General features: G+C 47.2%; 13 protein-coding genes and 9 tRNA genes. 17 read left to right on the forward strand and 5 right to left on the reverse strand.

Annotated features, from left to right (window positions below; translation table 11 throughout):
- The 10 genes from EC604_RS17725 (at position 1) to EC604_RS17770 (ending at position 1,434) form a co-directional block, all read left to right on the forward strand.
- Positions 1–76: transfer RNA gene (locus EC604_RS17725), tRNA-Thr, on the forward strand.
- Between the two features lie 93 nt (positions 77–169).
- Positions 170–245: transfer RNA gene (locus tag EC604_RS17730), tRNA-His, on the forward strand.
- Positions 246–258: 13 nt separating this feature from the next.
- Positions 259–333 (forward strand) — tRNA-Gln (locus EC604_RS17735).
- Between the two features lie 8 nt (positions 334–341).
- A tRNA-Lys gene (locus EC604_RS17740) sits at positions 342–414 on the forward strand.
- Positions 415–426: 12 nt separating this feature from the next.
- Positions 427–507: transfer RNA gene (locus EC604_RS17745), tRNA-Leu, on the forward strand.
- A gap of 11 nt (positions 508–518) precedes the next feature.
- Positions 519–593, forward strand: a tRNA-Gly gene (locus EC604_RS17750).
- Between the two features lie 6 nt (positions 594–599).
- Positions 600–676 (forward strand) — tRNA-Arg (locus tag EC604_RS17755).
- A gap of 15 nt (positions 677–691) precedes the next feature.
- Positions 692–765, forward strand: a tRNA-Pro gene (locus EC604_RS17760).
- Between the two features lie 12 nt (positions 766–777).
- Positions 778–848 (forward strand) — tRNA-Gly (locus EC604_RS17765).
- A 151-nt stretch (positions 849–999) separates the two neighbouring features.
- A complete protein-coding gene (locus EC604_RS17770) occupies positions 1,000–1,434 on the forward strand; it encodes a hypothetical protein (protein ID WP_123065437.1) in 435 nt (144 codons plus the stop codon).
- 186 nt (positions 1,435–1,620) lie between these two features.
- Here the strand turns inward: EC604_RS17770 and EC604_RS17775 are convergent, their stop codons facing one another.
- Positions 1,621–2,481, reverse strand: a complete 861-nt coding sequence (locus EC604_RS17775) for a hypothetical protein (RefSeq protein WP_123065438.1) — start codon at positions 2,479–2,481, stop codon at positions 1,621–1,623.
- Positions 2,482–2,619: 138 nt separating this feature from the next.
- Positions 2,620–3,537: a LysR family transcriptional regulator gene (locus EC604_RS17780; protein ID WP_123065439.1), complete on the reverse strand. Its 918-nt coding sequence runs from the start codon at positions 3,535–3,537 to the stop codon at positions 2,620–2,622.
- A gap of 451 nt (positions 3,538–3,988) precedes the next feature.
- Between EC604_RS17780 and EC604_RS17785 the strand changes: the two genes are divergently transcribed.
- The 4 genes from EC604_RS17785 (at position 3,989) to EC604_RS17800 (ending at position 9,594) form a co-directional block, all read left to right on the forward strand.
- Entirely contained in the window at positions 3,989–5,053 is a 1,065-nt protein-coding gene (locus EC604_RS17785) for an ABC transporter ATP-binding protein (protein WP_240037018.1), read from the forward strand.
- Positions 5,054–5,210: 157 nt separating this feature from the next.
- The gene (locus tag EC604_RS17790; protein ID WP_123065440.1) at positions 5,211–6,284 is read left to right on the forward strand and encodes an ABC transporter substrate-binding protein; all 1,074 of its coding nucleotides are present in this window, start codon (positions 5,211–5,213) and stop codon (positions 6,282–6,284) included.
- Between the two features lie 77 nt (positions 6,285–6,361).
- Positions 6,362–8,047: an ABC transporter permease gene (locus EC604_RS17795; RefSeq protein ID WP_123065441.1), complete on the forward strand. Its 1,686-nt coding sequence runs from the start codon at positions 6,362–6,364 to the stop codon at positions 8,045–8,047.
- Positions 8,044–9,594 (forward strand): MBL fold metallo-hydrolase, encoded by a 1,551-nt coding sequence (locus EC604_RS17800; RefSeq protein WP_240036993.1) that lies wholly within the window; start codon positions 8,044–8,046, stop codon positions 9,592–9,594. Before EC604_RS17795 ends, EC604_RS17800 begins: the two co-directional genes overlap by 4 nt.
- A gap of 84 nt (positions 9,595–9,678) precedes the next feature.
- Here EC604_RS17800 and EC604_RS17805 read toward each other — a convergent pair whose 3' ends face one another.
- Both EC604_RS17805 and EC604_RS17810 read right to left on the reverse strand, forming a co-directional pair.
- Complete coding sequence (locus EC604_RS17805) at positions 9,679–11,055, reverse strand: sugar phosphate nucleotidyltransferase (protein ID WP_123065442.1); 1,377 nt, start codon at positions 11,053–11,055, stop codon at positions 9,679–9,681.
- Between the two features lie 17 nt (positions 11,056–11,072).
- Complete coding sequence (locus EC604_RS17810) at positions 11,073–11,882, reverse strand: DUF6492 family protein (protein WP_123065443.1); 810 nt, start codon at positions 11,880–11,882, stop codon at positions 11,073–11,075.
- Between the two features lie 153 nt (positions 11,883–12,035).
- On the opposite strand from EC604_RS17810, the gene EC604_RS17815 reads away from it, so the two are divergent.
- The 3 genes from EC604_RS17815 to EC604_RS17825 all read left to right on the forward strand — a co-directional run bounded on the left by EC604_RS17815 (position 12,036) and on the right by EC604_RS17825 (position 15,271).
- Positions 12,036–12,854 (forward strand): YheC/YheD family protein, encoded by an 819-nt coding sequence (locus EC604_RS17815; protein WP_240036994.1) that lies wholly within the window; start codon positions 12,036–12,038, stop codon positions 12,852–12,854.
- A gap of 222 nt (positions 12,855–13,076) precedes the next feature.
- Positions 13,077–14,321 carry an anhydro-N-acetylmuramic acid kinase gene (locus EC604_RS17820; RefSeq protein WP_240036996.1) on the forward strand — a complete coding sequence of 415 codons (1,245 nt, stop codon included), beginning with the start codon at positions 13,077–13,079 and terminating at the stop codon, positions 14,319–14,321.
- A 110-nt stretch (positions 14,322–14,431) separates the two neighbouring features.
- Entirely contained in the window at positions 14,432–15,271 is an 840-nt protein-coding gene (locus EC604_RS17825) for a MurR/RpiR family transcriptional regulator (RefSeq protein WP_123065632.1), read from the forward strand.
- A gap of 308 nt (positions 15,272–15,579) precedes the next feature.
- On the opposite strand, the gene murQ is transcribed toward EC604_RS17825, so the two are convergent.
- Entirely contained in the window at positions 15,580–16,485 is a 906-nt protein-coding gene (gene murQ / locus EC604_RS17830; protein WP_123065444.1) for an N-acetylmuramic acid 6-phosphate etherase, read from the reverse strand.
- Positions 16,486–16,499 lie beyond the last annotated feature (14 nt).

Raw genomic sequence — 16,499 nt, forward strand, 5'->3', positions numbered from 1 at the left:
GCCGGTGTAGCTCAACTGGTAGAGCAACTGACTTGTAATCAGTAGGTTGGGGGTTCAAGTCCTCTCGCCGGCACCATTTTAGTATTTTGCAATTAGAGGTTTATAAGCTGTATAATATAAGCTCTGATGGTAATACTAAAATACTCATGCATTAATGTTTGATATTATGGCGATCGTGGCGAAGTGGTTAACGCACCGGTTTGTGGATCCGGCACTCGGGGGTTCAATTCCCCTCGATCGCCCCATAGTTTTCTTTATTGGGGATTAGCCAAGCGGTAAGGCAACGGACTTTGACTCCGTCATGCATAGGTTCAAATCCTATATCCCCAGCCATTTACTATGAGTCATTAGCTCAGTTGGTAGAGCACCTGACTTTTAATCAGGGTGTCGAAGGTTCGAATCCTTCATGACTCACTTTTATTATATGCGCGTGTGGCGGAATTGGCAGACGCACTAGACTTAGGATCTAGCGTCTTTGACGTGGGGGTTCAAGTCCCTCCACGCGCATCCCTTATTTTGCGGAAGTGGCTCAGCGGTAGAGCATCGCCTTGCCAAGGCGAGGGTCGCGGGTTCGATTCCCGTCTTCCGCTCCAATATTTGCGCCCTTAGCTCAGCTGGATAGAGCGTTTGACTACGAATCAAAAGGCCGGGAGTTCGAATCTCTCAGGGCGCGCCATTATTTCCTTTATATCGGGATGTAGCTCAGCTTGGTAGAGCACCTGGTTTGGGACCAGGGGGTCGCATGTTCAAATCGTGTCATCCCGATTTTTCGTTTATGCGGGTGTAGTTCAATGGTAGAACTTTAGCCTTCCAAGCTAATAGCGTGGGTTCGATTCCCATCACCCGCTTACGATTCAAAGAGTTCTTGCATAATGCAAGAACTCTTTTTTTATTATTAGTGAGTATCAATGGGCTTACACGGATCAAGTGAACCATATGATGAAATTTTGTGGTAATCTAGTCTTGATAAATATTAGAAAAGATACAGGAGGGTGTTAAATGGGTCCTATTATATTTCTTGTCCTTGTAATGATCGCCATAATTATTTTTGGAAGTACTCAAACGAGAAAATCGAACAGATTAAAGAAAAAATATGGTGCAGCATTACATTCAGTCGGAATTCATCATTCAGGTCTACCTCAGGTGCCGGAGGGTAAGAAAGTGGATATACTGCTAGGTAACGGAAACTTGTACATACAAGCAGATCAACAGATGTTTGAACTTTCACTAAATAAAGTGAGTGGCGTACATCACCCTGACCAACGAGAAATAATGAAATTTCAAAGTTTTCTGATTATTGGTTATCATATGAACGGCAGACATCGAAAAATAAAATTAGCTTTTTTTAAGTCAGCAGTAGCTAAAACATTTTTATGGGAGATCGAGAGACAGTTGTTCACGAATGATTCAAGTAATGGGGTTATTCGATTGTGATTCGTGATTGCTTAGTTTTAGTGGTATAGAATATAAATAGTTTAACTATATCCCCCGAAAAAAAACATTAGTCTTGTGAAAAATAGTTTTTAAGTATCGGCTAAAGATGATGAAAATTAAAAGCTCCTCCTGCTTCTATCTAAAGAAGCAGGAGGAGCTTTCGTTTCTACTGCATATCTTTTTCCATTAATACCGTTCCAGGATGGTCTGTGTTTTCAAACCATCGGCAGGGATTAGCCAGTTTTTGTTTTGAAGCAATTGTAGTAATTGGTTACGTAGGCCAGATACGGCTGCTGAGTCATCTGTTTTAAATGAAACCTCGATGATGTTTTCAGTACCCGTGCCTGCTGCATTTCGGATCGGCCATACTTCCAGGGTAAGCTCCTGACCATTCCATGTCCCTTCGTACCGTTGGAAGATGATTGGGCCGTAGGCACGAGCCTGGGTAAGCTGTTGTTTGCCCCAGTTGGAGGCAGACCAGTTTTTTAATTTGCCGGGAAGCTTGTCCAGCAGCAGGTTCAAGGCATCCTTTTCGGAAGGCAACTGTATGTCTGTTGTTTTGGTGTCTACTTTTTTCGTGTTGGAGAAGCTCAGCGTCTGTTTGCCATATCCCCAGTCAATTTCAGCCTCGTAGTTATCATCTGATGAATCGAACCCTTCCTGATTTGCAAGTGTCAGTGCTGCATTGATATCCCCGTTCATGACAGGGTAACGCTTCTTGTAGGTTAACTCGTAGTTGTTTTTATCATCTTTTTTGCGAAAACGGACGTTCCAACCTTGGGCATCTAATCCGAGAGCATTGGTGTCAAAGTACTCCACATTGATATTTCGTGGCGTAGCATTCAGCCCTAGAGTCTGGATAACCTCACTGCGCGGTGTTCCATTGGTGTTTAACACAAGCTCCGGCTTGGCGAGGAACTTCACTTCATAAGCGGGAACAGCGTTGGCAGCGGCTGAAGCCGGCGGCGTATCCAGAAATGTTAGTCCACTTCCCAGGGTGACGATGCTCAGCATCAACGAGGCGGTTACTTTTTTCCACTTTTTCAAAACCAATCACTCTCCTAATCTGGATTAACGTACAGACCCCACTTTACCGTGCAAGTTTCTGAATGCGATTAACGGGAAACGCACATTACGTTAACCCTGCATAGATTTCATGAATGGCCAGCGATAGTTTATATAGGTTCAACCGATAGGCTGACGGAGTAAAGACTGTGTGTTCATGACTTCGTGCAGGACTTCGATGAACCGATGGACTTGAGCAGAAGGGTGGCGATCCTTGTTATGAACGGTGTAAATATGGCGTGGTGCCTGCTCTCCCGGAATGGGAAGCACCTGAATAAGACCTTGCTGCTCCTCCCACTGAACGGCCATCCGCGACATGAAGGAGATGTGACCGCCAAGTAACACAAGCTGTTTGATCGCTTCCAGGGAATCCATCTCCACGGTACTCCGCAGCCGGATATCATGCTGTACAAGCCATTGGTTAGTCAGCCTGCGTGTACTGGATTCATCACCGTGTAAAGCAAAAGGTATCTGCGCAATATCTTCAGGCAGCAAGGATTCTTTCTGAGTCAGCCCATGTTGCGGAGAGCAGATGAGCACAAGATCGTCCTCACATAGCGTTTCAGCGTATAATACTGACCCAACAAAAGGTTCGGATGAGATGATGCCGAGATCAAGCTGATGTTGGATGACCATCTCGCGGATAACCGGGGCAGGTTTGACAGACAACGTCATCCGGATACCCGGAAACTCTTGAGAAAACGTATGAAGCATGGCGGGCAACAGATAGGTAGCTGGAACATAACTTGCTCCAATATGGAGCGTGCCCCGGTACAGGCTGTCATATTCCTTGACGACGCGGCGGGCCTCCTGGGTCAGGGCATTGATTTTGACACTGTAATGAAGCAAGGCTTGTCCAGCTTCGGTCAGAAATGTTTTTCCACTGCGTGATTCAAATAAACGGACCCCCAACTCTTCCTCTAGTGACTTCATATGAAAGGTAACCGTTGGTTGCTTGATGCCCAGAATCTCGGCCACACTTGTCATATGATGGTGCTTGTCGATCAACTCGATAATTTGTAATTTGATCAGGTTCAACTCTCTCCACACTCCTCAGTGCTAAAAAAATCTCGGTTATGATGATCCGATGCATTTAATGAAAGATCATACCGTGTCTATCTATAGATTTAATCTATGAACATCAACAGAATTCATCTAAAAAGTTAATTCCCATTTTACAAACATAACAAACAACTCTCGAAAGCGAGCGTTAGACTGAAAACAGTGCAAGAGAGGCAACAAGTAAGTAACACATAAGCAATACATGAAAGCAATACATGAAAGCATTACAAGCGCACTACAAGCGCACTACAAGAGAGCAGTACATCAAGGTAGTACAAGAGCAGTACAAAAGGGATAATCTCAAGCAGAGCAACATAAACGAGATAAGCTAAGTCAGAGCAACAGAAGAAATCTAACAGTGTAAAACAAGAGATTAACCAAGAGATGCGTTAAAAATGTTTAGTAAAGAGGACAGGCAGGGATGCTTATGAAACTGGAGATACAGGGAATTCAAAAATCATTTCATCAAATACCTGCACTATTGCCCACCGATCTGACGCTTGAACACGGAAAATTCACCACTTTGCTCGGCCCTTCGGGCTGCGGAAAAACGACGTTGCTCCGCATGATTGCCGGGCTGGAACAGCCGGACGCGGGGGAGATTCGTGCAGATGGGGAGTACTTCTACTCTACAGCAAAGCGGATCGATACACCGACACACAAGCGTAATCTGGGCATGGTGTTTCAGGATTTTGCATTATGGCCGCATATGACGGTATATGAAAATGTAGCTTTTGGCCTGAAAGCAGGCAAACAGAAGTCTGATTTGCGGCAAAAGGTTAATGAAGCACTGGGCATGGTTCGACTGCAAGGCATGGAAGATCGGTATCCTCATCAGCTGTCGGGTGGACAGCAGCAGCGGGTTGCTTTTGCCAGGGCGGTAGCGGTGAAGCCGGGAGTCATCTTGTTTGATGAGCCTCTTAGTGCACTGGATGCAGTACTTCGGGAAGAGATGCGGATCGAGATGATGTCACTGGTAAGGGATATGGGACTGACCGCCCTGTATGTGACGCATGATCAGATTGAGGCCATGTCGATGTCGGATGAGATCGTGGTGATGCAGAAGGGGCGGATTTTGCAAAAAGGTACCCCGGAAACGATCTACTCCGCGCCAAGTGATCCTTATGTGGCTTCGTTTATCGGAAAGTCCAATTGGCTTACGCCAAACGAATCCATGATTCGGCCGGAACATGTCACCTGGAACAAAACAAACCACGATGATCTGGGCTACACTGGAATAATTCTCAGCGTCAGCTATGAGGGAGAACGCTACGAGGTGCGTGTGCAGATGGAAGGACTGGGCGTGTGGACGGCATATGCGAACCACAGAGTAAGCGTTGGAGAGAAAGTGCAGCTCTATGTATCGCCAGAACGAATCTGCCGGATGCATGTTCCGCAGAGCCAGGATGGCAGTCCAAAGCCGGATATGAAGCATGATATGAGTCAGAACACGAGTGCCAGACAACGAGAAATAATCGCTGCAGCTCGCTAGAGAGCGACTTACCGTGAACTAAAACGACAAGCTTTTCAAAACGCGAAGACAAGCAATGAAGAACAATAGAAAAAGATAGAGAAGATATGATCGATGAAGAAATAGAAACAAACCATTGCAGTTTTGCTACTACCAATCCAAGGGAGATGGAATAAACATGTTCGGTATGAAATCAAGTAAAAAGAGTGCAACACTTTTATTAACAGCAGTAATGAGTCTGAGTCTATTTGGATGTAGCACGGGGAACACCACGACTGGAAACGCAGCACAGCCTGCGGGAGAAGGAACAGCAGCGGCAGCGGAAACGAAGGACAAAGCGGCAGGTGGCAAATTGGTATTGTACAGTGCAGGGCCTCAGAAGCTGGCAGACAATATCGTGAATGGATTTACAGCGAAGACAGGCATTGAGGTAGAGATGTTCCAAGGAACGACGGGTAAAATTTTGGCTCGTATGGAGGCGGAAAAATCCAATCCGGTAGCCGATGTCGTTATTCTGGCTTCCTTGCCTTCCGCACAAGCTTTGAAAGCGGATGGACTCACATTGCCATATCCGGAAGCTGCTAATGCGGACAAGCTGAATAAGGAATGGTCGGATGCAGACGGAAACTATTTTAGCAGCAGTGCATCTGCACTGGGCATCGTGTATAACAGCAAACTGGTGGCAACGCCGCCTACAAGCTGGGCTGAACTCGCAACATCAGCATGGAAAGATAAAGTGAATATTCCTGATCCGACACTATCTGGCTCCGCACTCGATTTCATTACAGGTTACCTGAGTGCCAATGGTGAAAAAGGATGGGATCTGCTGAACGCTTACAAAGCGAACGGTGTAGCTATGGCAGGAGCGAATCAGGAAGCCCTTGACCCGGTGATTACGGGTGCGAAAAGCATTGTGGCAGCAGGTGTAGACTACATGGCTTATTCCGCCAAAGCCAAAGGGGAACCGCTGGATATCGTATACCCTGAAGAAGGTACCGTGATTAGTCCAAGACCGGCAGCGATTCTCAAATCCAGTCCTAACGTAGAGAATGCCAAAGCATTTATCGACTATCTGTTGTCGGATGAAGCACAGAAGCTGGTTACAGATGCATACCTGCTTCCAGGACGTGAAGATATCGAAGCAACAAACCGTGCCAATGTGAAGGATATTCCGCAACTGAAAGTGGATTGGAACTGGATGAGCGAGCATGGTGATGAAACCGCAGCACGTTTCTCCGAAACTTTTAAATAAGTGAACACAAATACAGAAACGGTAGGCAACAGGAGATGCTGCTGTCTTGACGTGGAAATTCATGTGAGGTGAGCGTAGTGAAACCTGTTGTAACAGATAACAACCGCATTTTTCGGAGAGTGGGCGTGGTGTTGGCCCTCTTTCTGCTGACGATTAGCATTGGGGTGCCGCTGTTACTCATCTTCTGGCAAAGTGTGTACCCGAACGGGCAATGGGATTGGATGGCCCCGCTCCGTACAATTACGGGGCATCATCTATCCGGTGTGTTGCTGAATTCCGTGTGGCTGGGCATCTGTGTGGTGGCGATGACAACGCTGCTGGCGTTACCGCTCGCTTGGATGATGTCCAAAACCCGAATGGGAGAGCACCGCTGGGTGGATGTCATCCTGATGATTCCGTTCATGACTCCACCGTATATCGGCTCGATGGGATGGATTCTGTTTATGCAAAAAGGGGGATACCTCCAGCAATGGATACCCTCCTCTGCGAACTGGACGGAGCTGTTCTTCAGTTTCTGGGGCATGGTGATGATCATGAGTCTGCACTTGTTCCCCTTCCTCTATTTGCTGCTGCGGGATGCGTTAATCCGCATCGGCGGTAATTTGGAAGAAGCGGGAGCCGTGCACGGTGGGCGTGCGGGATACCGATTCAGACGTATTATTTTACCCTTGTTGCTGTCATCTTACGGGATGGGGATTATGCTTGTTTTCGTCAAAACGATCGCGGAGTTCGGTACGCCCGCGACCTTTGGGCGCAAAATCGGTTACTATGTTATGACTTCCGAGATTCACAAATATATCTCCAGTTGGCCGATTGACTTCGGTAAGGCGACTTCACTGGCGTCGGTCTTGCTGTCCGTCTGTCTGGTGATGTGGTACATGCAGTCCGCAATCAGCCGGAAGTTCACGTATCGCCTGGTGGGCGGTAAAGGGCAACGGTCGAAACGGTATTCCCTCCGAGGCTGGGCCGGATGGTTATGCGGTGCATATCTTGCCGTTTTGCTCATCCTATCCATCGGCATCCCGTATTTCTCGATCATAGCGGCATCCACGATGAAGCTACGGGGAGTAGGACTTGCTCTGGACAATCTGACATTGGAGCACTACCGGGAATTGTTATCCTGGGGTTCAGTAAGTATGAAGGCGATCGGCAACAGTCTCGGATTATCTCTGGCAGCTTCTACGGTGGCAGTGATCATTGGTACGGGGTTTGCGCTGGCGATTGGCAAGTCATCTTCGTTCATGCAACGGGTTATCGACTTGTTCAGTCTGTTGCCCAACACGGTGCCGGGTATTGTTATGGTGGTTGGTCTGATTCTGTTCTGGAACTCGCCGTGGATGCCCGTGACGCTGTATAACACGTATGGGATGGTGGTGCTTACCTATGTTGTGCTGTTCCTGCCATACACCGTGCAATATGTAAAATCAAGCTTCACCCAGATCGATGGCACGTTGTTTCAGGCGGGTCAGGTGTTCGGCGGTAAGCCGCTGTACATTCTGCGGCGCATCCTTATTCCGCTGATCCTGCCCGGTATGGTGGCGGGCTGGATGATGACATTTACGATTGCCACGCGAGAATTGGTCGGCTCGCTTCTGATTCTTCCGCCGTCGATGCAGACGTCGGCGACGTATATTTTTGCCCAATTCGAACAGGGTCAGGTGTCACTTGGGATGGCGATGGCTGTAGTAACCGTCGGGATGACGGTGCTGATGTTACTGGGGATTGAAATGTTGAATTCAAAGAGAAAGTGGAATGCTTCATGATCAAACTGAATGTATGGGGCGGTGCGGGCGAGCATGGACGTTCCGCCTATCTGCTTAGCGGGAGCCGTTATCAACTGTTGCTGGATTGTGGTGTGAAAAAAGAAGGCAACGGCGAATATCCGCTCATCGAACCGGAGGTTGTGCCACAACTGGATGCGGTGCTGTTATCCCATGCCCATGAGGATCACTCCGTTGCCATCCCGCTTCTCTACAAGCTGGGGTATAAAGGTGAAGTGTGGACAACACGCGAGACAAGAGAGCAGTTAACAACTTATTTTCGAGCTTGGCGTAACAGTATGGAACGTGCGGGTCAATCCTTGCCCTATGATGAAGCGGATGAAAGACGGATTCGCTATCGATTTTTGGAGGATGAGGCTGAGCGTGAGTACTGGTTTGAATTGTTGCCTGGTATATCGGTCATGTGGGGGCGCAGTGGACATTTGGCTGGATCAGTCTGGTTCGGGCTGGAGATGGAAGACAAGCGAATACTGTACTCTGGCGATTACACCTCGGAATCGATGCTATTACAGGCAGATGATGTGGCTAACGGATTCAGGCAGGCTGATCTGAAGAGACAGAGACTGAACGAGGTCATGCCCATTGCTTCTGTAGTAGGTGGAGCGCAACGTTTGTCTTTGTCCAGCAATGCATCCGTTACGAGTAGCAGGCATGCCGTGGAGTATTCTCCCTTGGAAGTACAAATGCAGGTGAAAGCACACAAATACCCACACAAGGGCCAGCACAAAGATCAACATAAATACCGAGAAGAAGGCCAGCACAAGCAACCTGCCATCAGACTGGATTTGGCTATTATCGATGCAGCCTATGGAACAGATCGTGATGCTCAGGCAGACAAGTTGCAGCAGCTGGAAAGTGCCATCCAGAATGCTCTTCATCAAGGTGGTAAGGTGCTCATGCCCATGCCTGCGGTTGGCCGAGGACAGGAACTGATTTTGTGGGCGCAAGAACGTTTTGCAGATGTACCTTTGATTGTGGAGCAGAGGCTTGTAGAGGGCATGAAGCAATTGCATCATGCATCCTCCTGGCTCAGAGAGCAGGAAGGTGAAGTCACCGAAAGTGCGCCTGCTCATAGGATTGCAACATTTCTGAGCGGAGAAGGCTGGGAAAGAGTGAGTACACCCCAAGAACGGACAAAGTTGCTTGAAAAATATGAAGCTTCGCTCTGGTTCATTCCGGATGGCATGATGCAGTCTTCACTCGCACGCTGGTATTACGGGATGTGGGCACCTGAAATGCAAAATCTGATTTTGCTCACGGGACATACTTCTGCCGGTACATTTGCACATCAATTGCTCGAAAATCCTGAGCAATACGGCACATGCAGGGTTGAAAAGGTCCGATACAAGGTTCATCAAGGATGGCATGATGTGGAGCGGATGTTGAACCGGGTCTCTGCCCGGCACAACGTGCTGGTTCATACCGATATTGCAGAGACAGGGCGGCTGAGACAGGGATTGCTCGCCGGACAATGTCAATCTGGTACAGATATTGACCTGTTATCTCCTGGGGATGAGTTAATCTTTTGAAGGATGGCTTGAAAAATAACGCCCACTTTGGTGCATGGATAGTCCAACTGAATGAGAAACTACAGTCAGAATTTTGGATGATTACTATTTGGTTTCGTACGATCCTGCAAGTTCTACGATTATATTCCAATCTTCATTTTTAAAAAGGATGTTTTTTTCATCCTCGGGTTCGCCGATCCGCACTTCAAGGATGACCATCCTGGTTTCAGCGAGAATAGAATAGACGCTATCCGAGGTGATCTTGAACTGATTGCCGATTGTCACCTGGGTGACCTGTCCGTTGATAAGCAAGTGACCGCTGCCTGCAAGTACAGTCCACGCGCTACATCCTGCCCGGTGCCAGTGCAATCCGATATGTTTGCCCGGTAGAACCGTTGTGTTCAATGTGGTTACGGTTGTATTTTCATCTTCTATCGAGCTCTCTATGACACGATAACTGCCCCAGGTTGCTTCACCATACATCGGTTTTAGTGGCAGGCTGCCTAACTGCGCTTTAATTTCATTTGAATTATTTTTGTTGGCAATGAGAATGCCGTCTGGACTTGCGGCAGCGATAATACCTGGCACACCAATGATTTGCATGGGGTAGGGAAGCTCATTAACAATATAGGAATCGAAGGATGACTCAGAGATTTCACCATGTCCGAAAACATGGGAATCTAACTGGGCGCATAGCGTATCCCAGCTTCCGATATCCTGCCATACTCCCTTATAAGGCAGAACTACGGCCCGCTGCGCCTTTTCTGCAACATGCTTGTCAAAACTTCGTTCAGGCAACACTTCATACAGGGAGGACAATTGATCATAATGAACCGGAAGTCCCATTTTTTCAATATGGGATATCATAAACGCGACGGTGAACGCGTATACTCCGCAGTTCCATAGTGCCCCACGTTGCAGCAGATTTTCAGCAATGGCGGCTTCGGGTTTTTCTATAAATTGTGTTACTGGCGCATAAGCATTACGTTCTACCCCACCCGGCAAGATGTATCCATACTGTTCTGAAGCATGTGTAGGCCTTGTCCCAATTAAAGCGATATCGGCTTGAGACTGTTTCAATATGTCTGGAAGTGATCGGAAATTGCCGAAAAAATCCTCACCTGCGAACACATCGGCAGGCGCGATACAGATCACATCGTCATTTTTAGCCATTCGGGAGGATTGCAGATATAACGTCGCTAAGGCTGCGGCAGTAAAAGTACCTCGCTTATATGGTTCCCCGATGACTGGTATTTTGTCTTGAGTATGTCGAGCCGTAATGCTAGCCTGATCCCGATGTGAAATAATGATCGCTGAATCTGTCAGGCGTGAACTGTCAAGCTGGCGGCATATTCTGCTGATCATGGATTCCCTACCTCCAGCGGGTGATGGAAGTATATCTACGAACAGCTTGGAGCGGAGCTCATTGGATAATGGCCAGAGCCTTTTGCCAGAGCCACCGCACAGCAGTACGATATGCATAGGCTTCCTCCTTAAGCTCAGGGAGCTTTACTATAGATTTTGCGTTTATGGAAGGAAAGAGAACGATATTTAAGAGCCAGGTGACGGATTTGTTGCTCTTTTAGCGAAGAAGCATTCACATTCAGACTTTTATTCATCGAACTTCTAAGGACCATGCTACCCGGGTTTTTCGTATACATAAAATTGGCATACGTTTCGTACTCGGAGAAACCAAACTGCTTCTTCTTATTGATACTGAAGATGATCGCTTTGTACCATGGCAGCTTATGAACCGCTTCGATTTTCTGTTTTAGGGCAGCGAGTTTCGATTTTTCAAACAGCATATAATGGGTAACAAAAGAGCGGGGACGCGGAGCTTTCATGCCTAATAACTTATGGTAGGTATTGAAATATTCCGGCTGGCTCCAATCACGGCAGTAAAATAACGTTTTGCCTTCTACAATAAATGAATGAGGTTTAATCAGTACGGTATCCGCGTCCATGACTAGAAAGTGCTTTGCTTTCACAATGGAATCTCCGTTCATTTTGAGCAGCTGCTGATATAACCAGCCTGAGCGATTCCAACGGGAGGACTGGTAGTGTATCTCGTTTTTGGTTATAGGCAGAACGGATCGCTCATTAACAAAAATGCAGTTTTTACGGGAGCAAAGTTTTCTGATTTTGGTGCTGGCCGGAGAAACAATATATATGCTTCCGATGGGATGTGTTACATAACGGCGAATGTTATCAATGACGAGGGGAAGGGTAGCCAAATCTTTCTCAATCGCTGGTATAAGAACATCAATCTTGGTCGCAGTATTCAACTGCATTCCACGCCGAACGGACATCTTCTCAACTCCTTGCACATATCGTTATGACTTCTTTCATGGTATGTGTGCAAAAGTGTTTTGGTCAGGGCATGTGCTAATATACATTTTTTACGAATAGGGACTTTTGTAGAGGGTTCCTATATCGGTATGACATATAATGCATGCAGGATCTTGATCAAACAAACAGTAGGCTTTGATGCGGCTGCTGAAGGGAGAGCTTATGGCATGGGTGTTGATAAATTGCAGCCATTAAGAAGCAAGTGGTTAAAAACAAAATTGATTATTAATAATGAATCTATTAAACCGTTTATCCCAGACACACAGAAATTTAACAAAACGAATCTGAAATCCATGATGAGCAAGTATGGAATGGTCTATGTTAAACCCGAGAGAGGTACTTTCGGGATGGGTGTCATTAAGGCTGAAATGGAAGATCATCAACATTTTGTCTATCAGCATGATCAAAAACGTCTGACCTTTAACAGCTTTGAATCGTTCTATACCAGTCTGACACGTTTGGTGAATAAGAGAAGCTATCTGATTCAGAGAGGAATCCATCTTCTTAAGCACAACAAGAGACGTTTTGATATCCGAGTCATGATACAACTAAGCCCGACCAAACAATGGGAAGCTACTGGAATCATCGGCCGACTGGGTCATCCAAAGAAAATCGTAACCAATTATCATAGTGGTGGTACACCGATGGATGTTCACAAGCTGCTAAACTCTCATGCATCCACAAAACGCAGAAATGAACTGATTCAGGAGATGAATGAACTTAGCCTGCGCATAGCTCGTCATATGAAGAAAAAGTACTCTTATCTTAATCAAATAGGTGTGGATATCGGACTGGACCACAGTCTAAAACCCTGGATTATTGAGGTGAATGTCAAACCTGACCCATTCATATTCAATCAATTAAAGGACAAGACGATGTATCGAAAAGTCATACGATATCATCGCCATGCTGCAAAAAAACTAACAAAATAAAAGACCGGATTTTTCATGAGAAATCGGCTGGAGATGGTTACCGGCTCAAGAGTCGCCAATGTGGCGACTTTTTTGTTGAACTGCATTTCAGCTTCCGTATGTGGGGTTGTAATTAAGTTTCACATTTAAATTGACTTGTGAAATTTTGTGTCATATACTGAGTGAAATATGAGCAGGACGGGGCGGGATAAGCATCCGGTCCAGGGGAGGCTGGAAAACAATATGGCTGTTCGCAGGGAGATTGGCAGTTATCCGATGTGGGAGGCGTACCGTTCTAAACGGGAGCACCTGGTGATTGGATTGATGTCTGGCACATCGCTGGACGGAACGGATGCAGCACTGGTACATATACAGACAGATGAGCACGGAGCGATGCAGCGAATGGAACTCGTTGATTTTATCTGTACGCCATATACGAATGAGCTCAGAGAGAGGCTGATTCGCTTATGCTCTCCCGAAACAGCGCGTGTTGATGAGCTGACAACAGCCCATTTCGGTGTATCCGAATGGTACGCACAGAGTGTACAAGAGCTGTTGCAATCAGCTGGTGTCTCAAGCGGACAAGTCGATGTAATCAGCATGCATGGGCAGACAATCTGGCATGCACCTGTTCCTTCTGCGTTTCCAAGCCCGTTGGGTACCGGCAGTTTGAAAGTAAGTTCTACACTGCAAATCGGCGAGTGTGCTGTAGTGAGAGAGCGCACAGGGCTGCCTGTCATTGGCAACCTGCGTGCCAGAGATATGGCGGCAGGCGGGGAAGGTGCTCCGCTCACTCCCTATGCTGACGCATTAATGTTCCGTAGTGCTACGGAAGGACGTCTGGTGCAGAACATTGGCGGGATCGGCAATGTGACTGTACTTCCGGCAGGATCATCCGAGACGGAGGTTTCGGCTTTCGACACAGGACCAGGGAATATGGTGATAGATGCACTGGTTCGTCATGCTACCGAAGGGAAGCAGCATTACGATCCGAACGGGAGCATAGCAGCGAAGGGAACCGTGCACCCCGAGCTGGTGGCCTACTGCTTGAATGATGACTACTTCCGTCGCCACCCCCCCAAGAGTACCGGACGTGAAGTTTATGGTGCAGATTATGCCAAGCGACTTATGGAATTTGCGGCATTGCATGATCTGTCACTGGAAGATCTGTTAGCTTCCGCAACTTGGCTTACAGCAGAGACCATAGTGCGGGCCGTTGAGGATTTTGTGTTACCCAAGACGTCAATCTCGGCAATGCTTACCTGCGGCGGCGGTACGTCCAATGACACATTAATGAAGATGATTCGGTTAAGACTTCCAGAATCCATACGTCTGAAGCGTACAGCAGATTACGGTGTTCCGGATGATGCCAGGGAAGCGATGGGGTTCGCGCTGCTTGGACATGAGGCTTTGATGGGCAGAACAAATACACTTCCTGATGTAACAGGTGCGGCACATGCCGTTATTTCAGGACATCTGACTCTGTAGTGGCCATTGAATTGTCAAGGTAAGCAGTATCTCCAATTAGACGTGGCAATAAATATAAGATAAAATGCTTGTACAGATAACAGTACGGAGAGGAGGAGCGGATGGAAGGTATGAAAGGTGGACTTGTACGTTTACGCGCATTACTGGATGATCTGACTCCGTCAGAACGAAAGATCGGAGCTTACATTCTGGAACACCCCCAAGAGACAGTGCAGTCGTCCGTTGCGCAACTGTCTGAACGAAGCGGAGGCAGTCCGGCCGCCATTATCAGGTTGTGTAAATCCCTTGGTGTAACCGGTTTTCAGGAGCTGAAACTCAAAATAGCGGGGGATTTACAGACCAATGAGCAATATCAATATACAGAGATTCGTCCTAAGGACTCGGTAGAGAGTATTATTCAACATGTGTCTACAAACAATATTCAATCGATCAAAGACACGGTTCATATTTTGGAACCAAGGCTTGTAGATCAGGCGGTTAACATGCTGGACAAAGCCAATCGCATTTTTTTCTACGGCGTGGGCGCCTCTAATTTGATTGCACTGGATGCACACTACAAGTTCATGCGGATTAACCGTACCAGCTTTTCGTTCGCCGATCCACATATGCAGATTTCGTCTGCAACGACGTTGCGTGAGGACGATGTTGTGGTCTGTATCTCTTATTCAGGCGAGACCTCCAATGTGATTTCCTGTTTGGAGCATGCCCGTGAAGGTGGTGCAGGAACGATCAGTATTACCAAGTGGGGCAGTAACACGCTGAGCAGTCTTGCGGATGTTCCTCTCATGATTACGTCGATGGAGAGCGATATTCGCAGTGGAGCTACCTCTTCACGCATTGCGCAGCTTAACGTCATTGATATTCTTTACCTGGCTATTGCCAGCCGGGATTATAATCAGTCGGTGCAGTATCTGGAGAAGAGCAGACAAGCGATTCAGGAGCATAAATGAGCAACGAAATTGTGGTGTGTTTAGGAAATAAAAACGTGGAGAATCCCGTACAGTCATATGTACCAGGGATTTTTTTGATGAGGAATACAATTGTACGCTATGAAAAGTAAAAAAAGAGAAGCCAACCGGGCAGGTAGGCCTTCTCTCATGTAAATAACCATCTCTCAGCGCCAGTAAAGCTGCCTATAAGTACCAAATGACTTGCTGCCTGTGCTTCTTTATCACAAACAAGCTGCCGCACAATCTCCAATGATCCTTAAACAGGTAGAAGATAAATGGTACAGAAACTAGCTAGGGTACCGTTCTAATCAGCCTGATCCGGCAATAGCATGACGTACAAAACCATCTGCATTCTCCAGCCGGCGCCCGGCTTCAGCTGCATCGACATCAGCCATCAGCATCACGATCGCTGTTTTGACATGCCCATTCGCTGCGGTAAAGGCTTGTTCAATTTCGTTTTCCTGTGCTCCAGTTGCAAGCTGTATCATGCGTTTTGCTCGATGTACAAGCTTTTCATTGGACGGATTCAGATCCACCATGAAATTACGATACACCTTACCTAAACGGATCATCGCGGTTGTCGTCAGCATGTTCAGAATCATTTTCTGGGCGGTACCGGCTTTCATGCGAGTCGACCCCATCACGACCTCCGGTCCCATAACCGCTTCAATGCTCACATCCGAGAGTATGCTCATGGGTGTATCAGCATTATTGCTCACCCCGATGACTACAGCACCGAGCTGCCTGGCATAATTCATGGCTCCAAGCACATAAGGGGTGCGTCCACTTGCTGCAATGCCAACGACAACATCATTAACACGTAATTCGTGCTGCTTCAAATCGGTTTCCCCGGCTTCTTCGCTATCTTCTGCGCCTTCTACCGGATCCTTAATTGCCCGAAACCCGCCTGCAATAATACCTTGCACCATAGAAGGTGGAGTACCATACGTAGGGGGGCATTCCGATGCATCTAGAATACCTAGCCTGCCGCTTGTACCTGCGCCTACATAAAACAGTCTTCCCCCCGATTGAAAACTGGCTACAATGCGGTCTGCGGCTTGAGCAATGACTGGAATTAGTGGCTGAATAAGCTCAGCTATGCGGCGATCTTCCCGATTGATGAGTTCCATAATTTCCGCTGAAGGCAGTTGATCCATATCATCTGTCTGTGGGTTAGGCTGTTCCGTTACTAATGAGTTAAGGGTATGATTCATCCGTAAGCCCTCCT

Source organism: Paenibacillus amylolyticus, from assembly GCF_003719335.1.
In the GTDB taxonomy this organism is placed as follows: Bacteria; Bacillota; Bacilli; order Paenibacillales; family Paenibacillaceae; genus Paenibacillus; species Paenibacillus amylolyticus_D.